At 71.9% G+C, this 14,050-nt stretch carries 12 protein-coding genes, 1 tRNA gene and 2 pseudogenes; 3 read left to right on the top strand and 12 right to left on the bottom strand.

Features of this window, described 5'->3' with window-relative positions; all coding sequences use genetic code 11:
- Window positions 1-6: 6 nt before the first annotated feature.
- Window positions 7-489: a CoA-binding protein gene (locus JMF97_RS22835; protein WP_203223388.1), complete on the top strand. Its 483-nt coding sequence runs from the start codon at window positions 7-9 to the stop codon at window positions 487-489.
- A 9-nt stretch (window positions 490-498) separates the two neighbouring features.
- Here the strand turns inward: JMF97_RS22835 and JMF97_RS22840 are convergent, their stop codons facing one another.
- From JMF97_RS22840 to JMF97_RS22895, 12 genes and pseudogenes are all read right to left on the bottom strand, one after another.
- Window positions 499-1,242 (bottom strand): SDR family NAD(P)-dependent oxidoreductase, encoded by a 744-nt coding sequence (locus JMF97_RS22840; protein WP_203223389.1) that lies wholly within the window; start codon window positions 1,240-1,242, stop codon window positions 499-501.
- A gap of 90 nt (window positions 1,243-1,332) precedes the next feature.
- A complete protein-coding gene (locus JMF97_RS22845; RefSeq protein ID WP_203223390.1) occupies window positions 1,333-2,478 on the bottom strand; it encodes an RNA polymerase sigma factor in 1,146 nt (381 codons plus the stop codon).
- 4 nt (window positions 2,479-2,482) lie between these two features.
- Complete coding sequence (locus JMF97_RS22850; RefSeq protein ID WP_203223391.1) at window positions 2,483-2,890, bottom strand: YciI family protein; 408 nt, start codon at window positions 2,888-2,890, stop codon at window positions 2,483-2,485.
- A gap of 85 nt (window positions 2,891-2,975) precedes the next feature.
- On the bottom strand, window positions 2,976-3,956 hold the full coding sequence (locus tag JMF97_RS22855; RefSeq protein WP_203223392.1) for a DUF2804 domain-containing protein: 981 nt from the start codon (window positions 3,954-3,956) through the stop codon (window positions 2,976-2,978).
- A gap of 20 nt (window positions 3,957-3,976) precedes the next feature.
- Complete coding sequence (locus JMF97_RS22860) at window positions 3,977-4,741, bottom strand: MerR family transcriptional regulator (RefSeq protein ID WP_203223393.1); 765 nt, start codon at window positions 4,739-4,741, stop codon at window positions 3,977-3,979.
- A 2-nt stretch (window positions 4,742-4,743) separates the two neighbouring features.
- Entirely contained in the window at window positions 4,744-5,994 is a 1,251-nt protein-coding gene (locus JMF97_RS22865) for an MFS transporter (protein WP_203223394.1), read from the bottom strand.
- Between the two features lie 212 nt (window positions 5,995-6,206).
- A tRNA-Ala gene (locus JMF97_RS22870) sits at window positions 6,207-6,280 on the bottom strand.
- A 468-nt stretch (window positions 6,281-6,748) separates the two neighbouring features.
- Window positions 6,749-7,702: a SepX/GlpR family protein gene (locus JMF97_RS22875; protein WP_203223395.1), complete on the bottom strand. Its 954-nt coding sequence runs from the start codon at window positions 7,700-7,702 to the stop codon at window positions 6,749-6,751.
- Window positions 7,703-7,891: 189 nt separating this feature from the next.
- Window positions 7,892-8,533, bottom strand: a complete 642-nt coding sequence (locus tag JMF97_RS22880; protein ID WP_203223396.1) for a GNAT family N-acetyltransferase — start codon at window positions 8,531-8,533, stop codon at window positions 7,892-7,894.
- A gap of 20 nt (window positions 8,534-8,553) precedes the next feature.
- Window positions 8,554-9,867, bottom strand: coding sequence for a molybdopterin molybdotransferase MoeA (locus JMF97_RS22885; protein WP_013731445.1), 1,314 nt, complete (start codon window positions 9,865-9,867; stop codon window positions 8,554-8,556).
- Window positions 9,864-10,814, bottom strand: a complete 951-nt coding sequence (locus JMF97_RS22890) for a UTP--glucose-1-phosphate uridylyltransferase (protein WP_203223397.1) — start codon at window positions 10,812-10,814, stop codon at window positions 9,864-9,866. The genes JMF97_RS22885 and JMF97_RS22890 overlap by 4 nt, the downstream gene beginning before the upstream one ends.
- Before the next feature lie 9 nt (window positions 10,815-10,823).
- Window positions 10,824-13,086: pseudogene (locus JMF97_RS22895) on the bottom strand (diguanylate cyclase).
- Between the two features lie 112 nt (window positions 13,087-13,198).
- On the opposite strand from JMF97_RS22895, the gene JMF97_RS22900 reads away from it, so the two are divergent.
- Together JMF97_RS22900 and JMF97_RS31470 are read left to right on the top strand one after the other, a co-directional pair.
- Window positions 13,199-13,837 carry a 5-formyltetrahydrofolate cyclo-ligase gene (locus tag JMF97_RS22900; protein WP_412101318.1) on the top strand — a complete coding sequence of 213 codons (639 nt, stop codon included), beginning with the start codon at window positions 13,199-13,201 and terminating at the stop codon, window positions 13,835-13,837.
- Window positions 13,834-13,992, top strand: a pseudogene (locus tag JMF97_RS31470) (FmdB family zinc ribbon protein); the annotation flags it as partial. The gene JMF97_RS22900 and the pseudogene JMF97_RS31470, both read left to right, overlap by 4 nt.
- Window positions 13,993-14,050: the final 58 nt, after the last annotated feature.

The following is a 14,050-nucleotide window of genomic DNA, read 5'->3' on the forward strand; positions in this document are numbered from 1 at the left end:
AAGCGCATGTTCGAACTCGGGCGATACCAGGACGTGTCAACCATTCAGCGCGCCCTGCACACCACGCGGACGATCGCGGTCGTCGGCCTGTCCGCCAACCAACTGCGAGCCAGCAACTTCGTCGGCTACTACCTGAAGCGACACGGCTATCGGATGATCCCGGTCAATCCCCGGGAGACCGAGATCCTCGGCGAGCGCAGCTACCCGAGTCTGGCCGACGTACCGGTGCCGGTGGACATCGTGAACGTCTTCCGGGCACCCGGCGCGCTGCCGCAGATCGCCCGCGAGGCGGTCGCGATCAAGGCCAAGACGCTGTGGACCCAGTTCGGCGTGATCAACGAGGAGGGCGCCCGGATCGCCGAGGAGGGCGGCCTGACGGTCATCCTGGATCGGTGTCTCAAGGTCGAGCATGCCCGCTACGTGGGCCGGATGCACTGGCTCGGCTTCAACACCCAGCGCGTCACCTCGGTGCGGGGCGGGCTTCAGTAGCCCACCCCGTCAGGCCGTGGCGCCGCCGTCGACGGCGATCGACGCGCCGCTGATGTGCCGTCCGCCGTCGCCGACGAGGTGGCTGACCGTGGCCGCCACGTCGGCCGGGGAGGCGTACCGGCCGAGGGCGATCTGGGCGCGCTGGGCTTCGGCAGCGGCGCTGTCCGCCGGGTTCATGTCGGTGTCGGTGGAGCCGGGCAGGATCAGGTTGACGGTGATGCCAAGCGGGCCGAGTTCCCGGGCCAGCGCCCGGGTCAGCCCGTTGACCGCGCTCTTGGTCATCGCGTACGCGCTCACCCCGGGCGCCGCCACCCGGCTGGAGAAGCTGCTGCCGATGTTGACGATCCGCCCACCGGCGCCCATGTGGCGGACCGCCGCCTGGGTGGCCAGGTACACCCCGCGCACGTTCACCGCGACCGCCCGGTCGAGGTCTTCGAAGCTGACCGACTCGATCGGCCCGCCGGCGAACACCCCGGCGTTGTTGACCAGGATGTCCAGCCGCCCGAACTCGGCGACGGTCCGCTCGACCGCACCCACGACCGCCGCCGGGTCGGCACTGTCCGCGCTGATCGACAAACCCCTCCGACCGTATGCCTCGATGTCGGCGACCACGGCCTTCGCGCTCGCCTCGGCGGCGCGGTAGGTGAACGCGACGTGGATGCCGTCCTCGGCCAGCCGGCGCGCGACGGCGGCGCCGATGCCTCGGCTTCCGCCCGTGACCAGTGCAACCCTGTGCGCAGATCGGACCGTCATGGCCGCAATCCTGACAGTCGACTCAGGACCCGGGTCAGCCGGGTCACCGGTTGACTGACCCGGCGATCAGCCCGGCGGGATCGCGACGCCTCAGCGGAACAGCTGGGTGTTGAGGCGGGCCGCCTGGCGGGTCAGGTGATCCCGTTCGGCGAGGTTGGGGGCCTTGCGGGCGGCCTCGGCGTACAGCCGTGCCGCCGTCACCGGGTTGCCGTCGCGTTCGTGCAGGTACGCCGCGACCGCCGTGTGCCGGGGCAGCGACTCGTCAAGCGCCGCGAGCGCCGCCAGACCGGCACGCGGACCGTCGGCCTCCCCGACGGCGACCGCCCGGTTGAGCCGTACGACCGGACTGTCGGTCAGGTGCGCGAGTTCGTCGTACCACTCGACGATCTGCACCCAGTCGGTCTCCTCGGCGGCGCGGGCGTCGGCGTGCAGTGCCGCGATGGCGGCCTGGGCCTGGAACTCGCCCAGCCGGTCCCGCCCGAGCGCCGCCTGGAGGATCGCGATGCCCTCGGCGATCGCGGTGGTGTCCCAGCAGCCCCGGTCCTGCTCGGCGAGCGGCACCAGGCTGCCGTCGGGCGCGGTCCGGCTCGCGCGGCGGGCGTGGTGCAGCAGCATGAGGGCGAGCAGCCCCGCCACCTCGGGATGGTCGATCACCGCCGCGAGTTGCCGGGTCAGCCGGATCGCCTCGGCGGCCAGGTCGACGTCACCCGAGTAGCCCTCGTTGAAGACCAGGTACAGCACCCGCAGCACGGTGGCGACGTCGCCTGGCTGGTCGAACCGCACCGCCGAGACGGTGCGCTTGGCCCGGCTGATGCGCTGCGCCATGGTCGCCTCGGGCACCAGGTACGCCTGGGCGATCTGGCGGGTGGTCAGCCCGCCGACCGCGCGCAGCGTGAGCGCGACGGCCGACGACGGCGTCAGCGACGGATGGGCGCAGAGGAAGTACAGCGCCAGCGTGTCGTCCACCGAGGGTGCGGGCCCGGGTGCCGGTTCCTCGTCGAGGAGGTCCTCCCGCCGGCGGCGTGCGGCGTCCGCCCGGGCCACGTCGAGAAACCGACGCCAGGCCACGGTGATCAGCCAGCGTTGCGGATCCCGTGGCGGGTCGGTGGGCCACGTCCGGATCGCCTCGACCAGCGCGTCCTGGACGGCGTCCTCGGCCGCCGCGAAGTCGACTCCGCGGCGGACGAGGACACCGAGCACGCCCGGAATGAGGCTCCGGAGCAGTGCCTCGTCCATCAGGTCACTGCGTGATGGTGGGCGGCGCGGCCAGGAACGGACGCAGCTCCAGCCACTCGTGGATCGGCTTGCCGCCCGCCCCCGGCGCGGCCGACAACTCCCCGGCCAACTCGACGGCCCGCTCGTAGCTGTCGACGTCGATGATCATCCAGCCGGCGATGAGATCCTTGGTCTCGGCGAACGGACCGTCGGTGACCGGCGGGCGGCCCTCCCCGTCGTACCGGACGAAGGTCCCCTCCGGGGCGAGCGCCTGACCGTCGACGAACTCGCCCGTCGCCTCCAGCCGGGCCGCGAAGTCGCTCATGTACTGCATGTGCGCCGAGATCTCCTCCGGCGTCCACTGATCCATGGGCACGTCGTTGATCGCAGCCGGCGCACCACGGTAGTGCTTGAGCAGCAGATACTTCGCCATGGTGGTTCTCCTTGATGCCTGTGCGACCCATTCTGGCCGCTTCCACCCAGGGGACGGAGCCGACAGGCGGATCTCGACATCGCCGCTACCAGCGATTGCGTGCTTCCTCGGCCCAGCCGACCAGACCGTCCAGGTCGACCCGCTCACCATCATCGGTCGTCGCCCAGCCGGTGAAGTGCCCGAAACACTGGTGTGTCTCGTTGGCGAGCACACCGAGGTTCGTCCGGGCCACCTTCTCGTGGAAGGGGTGGAACCGCACGTCCACCCGTTCGCCGCTGATCCGCCACGGCCGCAGCCAGTCGGCGCGGTCGTACTCCCAGCGCAACTCGTCGCCGATCTTGTGCAGGCGGCCGTCGACGAAGAGGCCGTTCTCGGTCGAGCCGGTGCCGTCGGTCCACCGGCCGCCGAGTTGGATGGCCCGGCCCGGCCCGCTGCCGGCGGCCCAGTTCCAGCGGATCGAGTACGGCCACCGCCCGCGCCCGTGATCCAGTACGGCGAAGGAGTCGGCGTCGTCGACCACGTGCGGCACCCCGGCGACCCGCAGGGTGCCGTGCACCGGGCGACCGACGTCCTTGACCGTGTACTGGAACCGGCGACTGCTCCAGGGCACCACCACACCGAGCGACTCGTGCCGCGGCGGCAGCGGCACCACCAGATCGACCTCGATGTCTGCGGCGCTGGCCCGGATCGTGGTCCCCGTCGCCGACTGGTCGATGTCGATCGAGATCCCGCCGCCACGGGCCCGCACCGCACCCGCCCCGCTGACCGACGGGAAGGCGGTGCCGCGCGCGAACGGCACCACCGCGCCGCGGTCGATCTCGACCTTCGTCGTACGGTCGAGCACGTAGAGGCTGTGCACCCCGGCGTAGTCCAGCGACGAGGCGACCAGGCCGACGATGTGCTGCGGGGTGACGATCCCCCAGTACTCCCACCGTTTGTTGCGGCCCCAGCCACGCAGGTTCGCCCGGTGTACGGGACGACGACTCCACCCCACCGCGTCGGGCCGGAGGCGCCCGTCGGCCAGACACAGGTCGACCGGCCCGGTGATCTCCTTCTCGTGCGTCACGACGCGAGCGTAGCCACTGCTCACCGCCTTGCCGCTGCGCGGTTTCGCCTGGCGTGCTGTCCCCCGGTCTCGGTGGGCAACTGGTCGTGGATGAGGCGCATGACGCGCCGTTGGGCCTGGTTCATGTTCTCGGTGGCGACCGCGCCGACGACATCGGCGTTCACCCGGCCGCTGCCGATATCCGGAAACGTCTCGTAGTTGGCGGAGATGAATGTCTTGAGGGCGGTGGCCGCGCGACCGGCGAGGGTGACGATCTCGTCCTCCGACGCCTCGGCGGGCAGTTCGAGAATCGCCGTGTTGATGCTCCTCAACTCCTCGGGTACGCCTTCGAGGACCGCGACGAGAGCGACCATGTCCTCCCGCGGCATCAGGTGGGACAAGATGATCGCGACGTCACGTGATGCGGGGTCGCGTCCCAGCGTCTCCATGGCGACCAGCGCTTCCGGTGACAGGTCGGGCGAGACACCGAGGCGGATCAGCTCGTCGATCTCGGTGCGGATGCGTTCGAGTCTGGCGATCCTGGTGTCGAGTTCCGCGCGTAGCCCGTGCAGCGACTCCTGGCCGTACTCCTCCGAGGCGAGCATGCGCGCCACGTCGTCCAGAGCGAACCCGAGACCGCTGAGCCGGCTGATGCGCAGCGCCAGAATGAGATGCCGCGCGCCGTACTGCTTGTAACCGTTCGTCAGGCGCTCCGGTTCGGGAAGCAGCCCGATGTCATGCCAGTGGCGGATCGAACGCAGGGTGACCCCTGCCAGGTCCGCGAGTTGCCGGGTGCTCCACGCCACGATCAGCCCTCTGCTTCCGCTGCCGGATTCAGCCTGTCCAACGACCGGAAGGCGGGGGCGCAGAGCGCGACGATGACGGTCAGCACGATGACCACCGCGAGCCCGATGCCGGCCGTCTTGAGCCCGCGACCCGAAGCGATCGCGGCGATGGGGGCCGCGGTGAGCGCGGGGGCGGCGAGCATGAGCGCATTCTGTACGCCGAGCACCCGTCCGCGCAGCTGGTCAGGGGTCGCCTCGATGGTCGCCACACCCAACACCGCCGACATGGGACCGTTCGTCAATCCGATGAACACGGCTGCGGCGAGCACCAGCCACGGCGCCGCCAGCAGACCGATCACGCTGAACCCGATGCCGACGCCGACCATCCCGACCACGAACCAGGTACGACGCGACACCTTGCCCACTGTCGCCGCGTAGATGGCGGCGCTGACCAGGCTGCCGCCCGCGATCCCCATCGCGGCGAAACCGCTGAACTCGGGCAGATTCTCGCTCGTAAAATAGGCAGGCATGATCGTGGTCTGCAACGCCACGATCACCGCGATGAGCACCGCCGACAGCATGCTCACCCCCAGCACCAGCCGATGCCCGAGCAGGAACCGCCACCCGGCCACCAGATCAGAGACCACGGTACGCACACCCGCCCGCGCGGCAGCCCCGTCCCGCCGGGTGACCTCTCCCGCCCTCGACGACATCGCAAACGACAGCAACGCCGCGGCAACACTCATCCCAGCCGTGATGAACAAGGTGGCGGAGTTCACCCCGACCAGCCACACCAGCAACCCGCCCAGACCGGGCCCGACCAGCACCAGCGCACCCGCCAACGCCTCGCGCACACCGACCAGCCGCTCCAACGCGCCCGGCTTACCCCCGTCGAGTTCAACGAGCCGAGGCAGCAACGTCTCCCGCGCCGTCATCCCCGGCATGTCACCGAACGAGCCGAGCACGCCCAGCACAATGAACCACGTCAGGTTCAACCCCCACAGGGCGTCCACGACCGGCAACGCGGCGACCGACACCGCCGACAGCACATCGCTGACAATCGACACGGTCCGCCGGTTGACCAGGTCCACGATCACCCCGGCCAGCACACCCACGACCGCAGCGACAGCGGCGGTCACCGAGGCAAGAATCCCGGCCGCGAGAATGTCGCCGGTCTGCGCAAGCACCAGCAGCGGAAACAGGACCGACGCGACCCCGTTCCCCAGCAGAGACAGGCTGTACGACCCCAGATAAGCCCACGTGCTTCGACCCATGCGCCGAGAAAACACTATGCCGCCACGGCACAGTCAAACCTTAACCACCGTTACGGCCGTCACCCACCCACCAGCAGCGCTTGGCACCTCTACCTGCTGTCTCGACGGAAGCTTCAGAAGCGCAGCCAAAGCAGGCTGGCGCGCTGCCGCTTCACCGCTTCACAAGATCGAAAAGGCCGTCTCCGGCGAGCGGAAACGGCCTTTGAACTGGGTGGAGCTGAGGGGATTTGAACCCCTGACCCCCTCGATGCGAACGAGGTGCGCTACCGGTCTGCGCCACAGCCCCTCCGCCGGTAAACCGGCGTCGGTCCCACCCGGCTGTCACCGGGCGGGCCGGCGCCAAGGCTAACAGGTCGACCACCTCCACCGCGAACCGCCCCGCCCAGCCGCCCCCGCCCAGCCCGCCCAGCCTCCGCTTCAGGGCGGTCGCACAAGTTCGGCGATGTTGCGGTGTCCGCGCCAGCCGGATACACCCACATCGGCGAAACGGAGTCGATCACGCACCGCCACGAGCCGCGAGGGCCTACGGCAGGGGGCCGGGAGCCGGGCCGGGCCGGGCTGGGCTGGGCCGGGCTGGGCTGGGCCGGGCTGGGCTGGGCCGGGCTGGGCTGGGCCGGGCTGGGCTGGGCCGGGCTGGGCCGGGGACCAGGGCGGAGGATCGGGCGGAGCCGGGGACCGGCGGGCCGGCCGGGTGCCAGGGCCGGGGACCGGCAGCGGGCCACGCGGGCGGGGGCGGGCGTGAGGGCGAGGTCGGTCAGGCGGAGTGGGAGCCTCGGCCGGCTTCGTAGGGGCGGCCGCGGAGGCCGCCGGTGCGGCGGTAGGAGACCGAGCCGCCGTTGGCGGCGGGTGGCAGGTCGGCGGGGCGGTCGAGGCCCATGGCGGCGCGCCGGACGGCTTCCCGCTGGGCGGCCAGGCGACGTTGGGCCTCGCGGCGGGCGGCGGCGCGTCGGGCCTGTTCGCGGCGTACCTCCGCTTGGCGGGCGGCGAGCCAGGCGGCTTCGCGGGCACGGGCGCGGCGGCGGCGTTGGTCGGCGAGCGCGCGGGCGCGCAGGTGTACGACGTACACCAGCAGGAGGGTGGCGGTGACCCCGAAGCTGACCCAGAAGCCGGGGCCGACCACCGCGACGCCGACCAGCTCGACGGCGTTGAGCAGGAACAACGCGGCGAGCACCCGACGGCGACGGTAGATCGCGGGGGTGTGTGGGCGACGGCGGTCGGGGCGACGGCGACCTCGACCTGCGGCGGGCGGCACGGACCGCAGCCGGCTCGGACGCCCGGACCGACGCGACACCGCCCCGGACTCCCCGGAGCGGCCAGAACGCGCTCCACCGGACCGACCAGAAGAAGATCCGTCGGACCGACCAGAAGAAGATCCACCGGAGCGACCGGACGAAGATCCGCCGGACCGCGAATCCGCCGGCTCGTCGGAGCGGCGGCGTTGGGCGGGTACGCCGGAGACCGGAGGGGCGAGTTCACCCGAGGCGGCATCCTCGCTGAGCGTGACGACGAGGGCGCGGGGCGCGTTGACGGGGCGGCGTCCGGGGACAGTGCGGCGTCGTCGGCGGCGCTGGAGCACCCGCGCCGTCGACTGCGCCCGCTCCGCCACCAGCCGCTCGGCGGCGTCGTACCGGCGAACCAACGCCGGAGCGAGGGCGAGCAGACCGGCGGCGGCGAGGACGGCGAGGAGCACCGAGGTCGGCACCCTCACCCCTCCCGTCACCAGATTCGAAGCAACCGCCGACCGGCCGCAGAATCTTTCACCGAACGGCGTCGGCGACGTGAAACGTGCGGAGCGGGCAGCGCCTGCCGCAGCTTGCAGTTACTTGAGGTTACGGGTCAGGGTCGCCGGAACCACCGCGCCGCGCCGATCCTGCACGTGGGACGCCTCACGGCGTGATCATGGCGTACGGGCACGTAGCCGGTGCCAGCGGGCCAGCAGCCCACCTTCGGCGGCGATTTCCTCACTGGTCATCGCGTATCCGATGTGGTCGCGCCAGGCACCGTCGATGTGCATGTAGCGCGGGTGGTACGCCTCCTCGCGGAAGCCCAGCTTCTCCACCACCCGGCGCGACGGCCGGTTCTCCGGCCGGATGTTGACCTCCACCCGGTGCAGCCCACCCGGGCCGAAGGCGTGGTCGACGACGAGAGCCAACGCGGTCGGGATCACGCCTCGGCCGGCGACCCGGCGGTCCACCCAGTAGCCGACGTAGCCGGAGCAGAACGCGCGGCGCACGATGTTGCCCACGTTGATGTGCCCGACCAGGCGCTCCTCGCCGTCGGCGTAGAGGCAGACCGCGAACGGCATGCCCTCACCGGTACGCGCCGATCGCCGCTGGTCGCGGTACACCCACCGGAAGGTGGCCGGCGAGTTCAGCTGGTCCCAGTCACCGCCCAGCGAGGACTCCCAGGGGGCCAGCCACTCGCGGTTGGCGCAGCGCACCTCCGACCAGGCCATCGCGTCGGAGCGCCGGTACGGCCGCAGGGTCACCGGACCGTCGGTGAGTACCGCCGGCCAGCCGGGTGCCTGTCGGAACCGCACCTGTCCTCCACGTTCCAGCGTCAGCGTCGGCGGTCGAGCAGCAGCACGTCCACCGTGGAGCCGGCGGCGGCGGCGGTCACCCGCTCGCCAAGTACGAGAAGTCCATTCGCCTCTGCCAGGCCGGAGAGGGTGAACGGGCCGCCATTGAGCGGTTGGACAGTGTAACCCCCGCCTCGCCGCTCGGCGACGTGCGCGGGCCGGAACTCGCGCAGCCCGGCGGGTGAGGAGACGGTCTCCAGCAGGTGTGCCCGCACACTGGGCCGGAAGACCGGTTCGGCGCCCGCGAGCAGGTTGATCGCCGGACGGGCCAGCACCTCGAAGCCGATCATCGCGGCACCCGGGTCGCCGGGCAGGCAGACCACCGGCACCTCCTCGGCGCCGACGGTGCCGAACCCGAGCGCGGTGCCGGGGTAGAGCGCCACGTCGGTGAAGGTGACCGGGCCGGCCCGGTTGCCTTCCCGGCGGGACAGGATGCGACGGACCATGTCACCCGGCCCGGTGCCGGTGCCGCCGGTGGTGATGATCAGGTCGGCCCGCAGCGTCTGGTCCTCCAGCAGGCCGCGCAGCCCTTCCGGGTCGTCGTCACAGATGCCCACCCGGTACGCCAGCGCGCCCGCCTCCGCCGCGGCGGCGGTCAACGCGTGCGAGTTGGCGTCCACCACCTGACCGGGCTGGCTGCCCCGGCCCACGTCGACAAGTTCGTCACCGGTGGCCACGATCACCACCCGCGGGCTGGGGCGGACCACCACGTGCCCGATGCCGGTGGCGGCGAGCACCGCCACCAGCGCCGGCGAGACGTACGTGCCGGAGCGGGCGAGCACCGCACCGGCGGCCACCTCCTCGCCCGTACGGCGTACCCCGTACCCCCGTTTGGGGACGCGGAAGATCTCCACGGCCGCCATGCCCTGGTCGGTCCATTCCACCGGCACCACCACGTCGGCGGCGATCGGCAGGGGTGCACCGGCGGCGACCGAGAAACACGAGCCCGGGGTGAGTCGTACCGGACGCCAACTGGCCGCACCGAGGTCACCGACCACGTTGAGCCGTACGGTGCGGCCGGCCGCACCGCCGGACTGGGCCGGGACGTAGATCGCGCCCCGGCCCCCGCCGGCGATGTCCTCCCAGCGTGCGGCGTACCCGTCGACGGCCGCCTGGTCGAAGGCCGGGAACGAGTGCGGCGCGACAACGTCCTCGGCGAGGACGTTGCCGTGCGCCTGGGTGAGGTCGAGGTCGAGTGGAGGCAGCGCGCGTAACCTGCGCAGCACGCTGCCCAGGTAGTCGGCGAGCGGCGTCAACCCGTTTTCGGCCGCCTCGGCGTCGGCCGTCGCGGTCATGTATCCCGACCGCCCGACGCGTCGGAGTTGACGAATTCCACCAACCACTTGCGGAACTCGCTGCCCAGGTCCTCGCGCTCGGCGGCGATCTGCACCACGGTCTGGAGGTAACCCAGCGGCATACCGGTGTCGTAGCGGATGCCCCGGTAGACGATCGCGTGCACCGGGGTGCCCTCGGTCCGCAGCAGTTCCATCGCGTCGGTCAGCTGGATCTCACCGCCGCTGCCCGGCTGGGTGCGCCGGATGGCATCGAAGATCTTGCCGGGCAGGACGTAGCGGCCCAGCACGGCGAGGTTGCTCGGCGCCTCTTCCGGCGCCGGCTTCTCGACCATGCCGGTGACCTTCACGACCTCGCCGATGTCGGTCAGCTCGGCCTCCGCCGGCTCGACCGAGGCGATGCCGTACCGCTTGGTCTCGGCCGGGTCGACCTCGAAGAAGGCCAGCACCACGCCGCCGGTACGGGCCTGAAGCTCCAGCATGGCCGGCAGCAGCGGTTCGGAGAGGTTGACGAACTCGTCGCCGAGCAGCACCGCGAAGGGCTCGTCACCGACGTGCGACTCGGCGTACCCGACGGCGTGGCCGAGACCCAGCTGCTCGGGCTGCCGGCAGGTGTAGATGGCCGCCAGTTCCTCGGTCCGCTTGACGGCGGCCAGCAGGTCAGGTTTCTCCGCGAGCCGCTCCTCCAGGTCGGGCCGGCGGTCGAAGTGGTCGACCATCGATGTCTTGCCCCGGCCGGTGATCAGCAGAATGTCGCCGATGCCGGCCTGCGCGGCCTCCTCGACGATGTACTGCAACACCGGGCGGTCCACGACCGGCAACAGTTCCTTGGGAACCGCCTTGGTGGCCGGCAGGAACCGGGTCGCCAGGCCCGCAGCCGGGATCACGGCCTTGACGGCACGGGGGCGACCGGTGGCGGCCGCTGAGGGGTTCGCTGAGTGCTCCGACATGTCGCGAGACTATCGGCCACGACCGCACCTCGGCGGGTGAGGACCGGAAGACGCGCCGCCCACCCGACCGGTTCAGCCGGTGCGGGGCACAACCGTCTCAGGCGGACTCGTCGCGTTCGGCGCAGACACCGGTGGCGTCGACAGGACCAGCCCGGGGCAGGCCGTCGACCGGGCTGCTCGTCACGGCCGACACCGACATCTCCCGGGTGGGAGGTGCCGCGTGGGCGGGCCGTACACCGGTGCCGCCGTCGACCGGGTCGGTGATCCGACTCGTGTCCTGCGCCACCCGCCAGGTGTCCCGACCGGCTGCCTTGGCGGCGTAGAGCGCCTCGTCGGCCGCTTCCAGCACCCGCAGTCCGGTCTCGGCGTGATCGGGGTAGACGGCGATGCCGATGGAGACGGTGAACCGGATGGACTCCTGCACACCCGAGTGCCCCAACACGGTGACCGGTGTGTTGCGGGTCGCCGCGCCGAGCCGCTCGGCGACGATCGTGGCACCTCGGGCGTCGGTCTCCGGCAGCAGCACCACGAATTCCTCCCCACCCTGGCGGAAGGCGAGGTCCACCTCGCGGATCTCGCCGCGGACCCGGCGGGCGAACTCGGCCAGCACGGTGTCGCCGGCCGCATGCCCGTACGTGTCGTTGATCTTTTTGAACCGGTCGAGGTCGAGGACGAGGACACTGACCATCCGACCGAACCGGTTGGCCCGCTCCACCTCACGACGCAGCGACTCACGCAGGTAGCGGTAGTTCCACAGGCCGGTCAGCGGGTCGGTGAGTGACAGCCGTTGCGCCTCCTCGTGGACGCGTACGTTGTCGACCGCCACCGCCACGTGCCCGGCAAAGGTCTGCAGCGTCGCCAGGTCGTCGTCGTCGAACTCCTCCCCGCCGAGTCGGTCATAGAGAGCGAGCACCCCCAACGGCCGGGCCGACGCTGCACCTTCCTCCCCGGAGCGGCTGTCCGCGGTTCTGCCGGCCTCCGGGGCGGCGAACGGCACCGCGATGTACGTCCCGCACCGCGGCTCGCCGGGGGCGGCGGCCTCCATCCGTCCCCGGCAGGGCTGGCCGGTGGCCGCGACCGCACCGACCACGCTGCTGCCCAGCGGCACCGGCGGTGTCCCGGTGCCGGCCCAGTACTCGTCGAGGCCCTCGGTGCACTGCGCGACGAGCATCCCGCCCGGCTCGGTGAGCAGCACGGCGCCGGCCCGGGCCCCGGTCGCCGCGAGTGCGCTGTGCAGAATCACCCGCAGGATCCGTTGCAGGTCGTGCGTACTGGCCAGGGTGTCGCCGAGCACGGCGAGGTGGCCACGCAGCTGGTCCCGGCTGCTGGCGAGCGCCGCCAGGTAGCCGCCGGTCTCCCGGGTCATCCGGTTGAACGCCTCGGCCAACCGGCCGATCTCGTCGCCGCTGCGTACCGGCACCCGGGCGGTCAGGTCCCCGGCGGCGACCCGGTCCACCGCGCCGGCCAGTTCCACAAGCGGCCGGGTGGTCACCCGGGCCAACCGCCACGCCACCGCCACGCCCAGCAGGGCCGCCAGCAGCACGACGGCGATCAGCACCGGGTAGAGCCCGGCTGGCTGGTCACTGGGCACCGACAGCACCAGTGGGAGGGGTTGCCCCGGGGTCGGGCCGACCCGCCGCAGGTAACGCCCGTCGGGGGTGCTGGTCACGCCTTCCTCGTGCAGCGCGGAGGCGGCGGCCAGGACGGCCTCCGCACCGCCGTCGGACTCGGTGGAGTGGGCCACCGTGAGGGTGGGGGCGGCACCGTCGAGCAGGGTCACCGCGACCCCGGTCACCGCCGCCAGTCGGGCGACGAGCATCGGGTCGACCGGCTGCGCCGCGGTGACCGTGCCCAGCGCTGCGCCGCTGACGTCGTGCAACTCGACCCGAACCGCGAGCGCGGCGACCGGCCCGGCGGGCCGGACGTGGTCACCGCAGTCCCGCCAGGGTGCCGGCGGAGCGTTCGGGGTGGACACGACGATCTGTCCGGTCACGTCGGTGACCTGCACGGCTGCGGCGAGTCCCCGCCCGACCACCTGGGTGGCGGCACTCCGGTGGTCGGTGGTCAGGGCGACGGCGTCCGCGGCGGCCCGCAACTGCTGGCAGAGAGCGTCGATCGAGGTACGCGCGGCAGCGGCGGCCACCGCCAGCCGTTCCGTGGCGCGGCTACGGTCCACCGCCGTCACGGTCGAGGCGACGAAGACGGCCCCGAACAGGATCGGGCCGAACGCCACGGCCAGGAAGGCTGCTGTCAACCGCCCGCGTAGCGTCAACACTTCCCCCCGGAAGTTGCGCGACCGTTGCCTGCGATGCTGACACAGAGCAACCACATGACGAGCGTTGCGTGAGGAGTGTTGCGTGCCGGAATTTGCGGAAGACGCGGAAGTGACGCATGACGCGAAGCGAGCCGTGCGGATCGAGCTGCTCGCCCGCCGTCGGGCCCTGACCGAAATCGAGCGCGAGGCAGCTGCGGCGCGCGTCCAGCACGAGCTGGCTGCCCTGGTACGCCGACTGCGGCCGGCCCGGGTCGCCGCGTACGTGCCGGTCGGCAGCGAGCCCGGTGGAGCGCAACTGCCGGCGGTGCTCGCCGCCGCGCTGCCGCCCGGGGCGCAGGTGCTGCTGCCGGTCCTGCGCGACGATCTGGATCTGGACTGGGCCGCCTGGGCCGGGCCGCAGGCGCTCGTGGCCACCGGCCGGGGCATCCGGGAACCGGCGACGAGCCGGCTGGGGCTGACCGCGATCGCCACCGCCGACCTGGTCGTCGCGCCCGCCGTCGCGGTGGACCGCCGAGGCGTACGCCTGGGCCGGGGCGGCGGCTCGTACGACCGGGCGCTGGCCCGGGTGCCGGCGAACGTCCTGACGGTGACGCCGTTGTACGACGGGGAACTGCTCGACACCCTCCCGGCCGAACGTCACGACCGGCCGGTACGCGCGGTCGTCACCCCGGCCGGTGGTCTGCTCTCGCTCGACCCCCTCTCGGGTGTCGTGACCCACACGTCCGCTGGACGAATCGGGCCCCGATGACGCACCATTGGCACTCGAACACGTCGAGTGCCAACCCGGCCGTATCAGATCCGGAGGAGAACGTGCCCACCTACCAGTACGCCTGCACCGCGTGCGGTCACCAGCTCGAGGCGGTGCAGTCCTTCTCTGACGAGCCGCTGACCGAGTGCCCCGCGTGCGAGGGGCGACTGCGGAAGATGTTCAACTCCGTCGGCATCGTCTTCAAGGGCTCCG

The organism is Micromonospora fiedleri, from assembly GCF_016774385.1.
Classification (GTDB): Bacteria; Actinomycetota; Actinomycetes; order Mycobacteriales; family Micromonosporaceae; genus Micromonospora; species Micromonospora gifhornensis.

What these genes read in the sequence shown, in the direction of transcription:
- JMF97_RS22835 (WP_203223388.1), top strand. Translation starts at nt 7, where the DNA reads ATGTTCGAACTCGGGCGATACCAGGACGTGTCAACCATTCAGCGCGCC.
- JMF97_RS22850 (WP_203223391.1), bottom strand. Translation starts at nt 2,890, where the DNA reads ATGGCGAAGTATCTGCTGCTCAAGCACTACCGTGGTGCGCCGGCTGCG.
- JMF97_RS22885 (WP_013731445.1), bottom strand. Translation starts at nt 9,867, where the DNA reads ATGACCGCGACGGCCGACGCCGAGGCGGCCGAAAACGGGTTGACGCCG.
- JMF97_RS22840 (WP_203223389.1), bottom strand. Translation starts at nt 1,242, where the DNA reads ATGACGGTCCGATCTGCGCACAGGGTTGCACTGGTCACGGGCGGAAGC.
- JMF97_RS22890 (WP_203223397.1), bottom strand. Translation starts at nt 10,814, where the DNA reads ATGTCGGAGCACTCAGCGAACCCCTCAGCGGCCGCCACCGGTCGCCCC.
- JMF97_RS22865 (WP_203223394.1), bottom strand. Translation starts at nt 5,994, where the DNA reads ATGGGTCGAAGCACGTGGGCTTATCTGGGGTCGTACAGCCTGTCTCTG.
- JMF97_RS22845 (WP_203223390.1), bottom strand. Translation starts at nt 2,478, where the DNA reads ATGGACGAGGCACTGCTCCGGAGCCTCATTCCGGGCGTGCTCGGTGTC.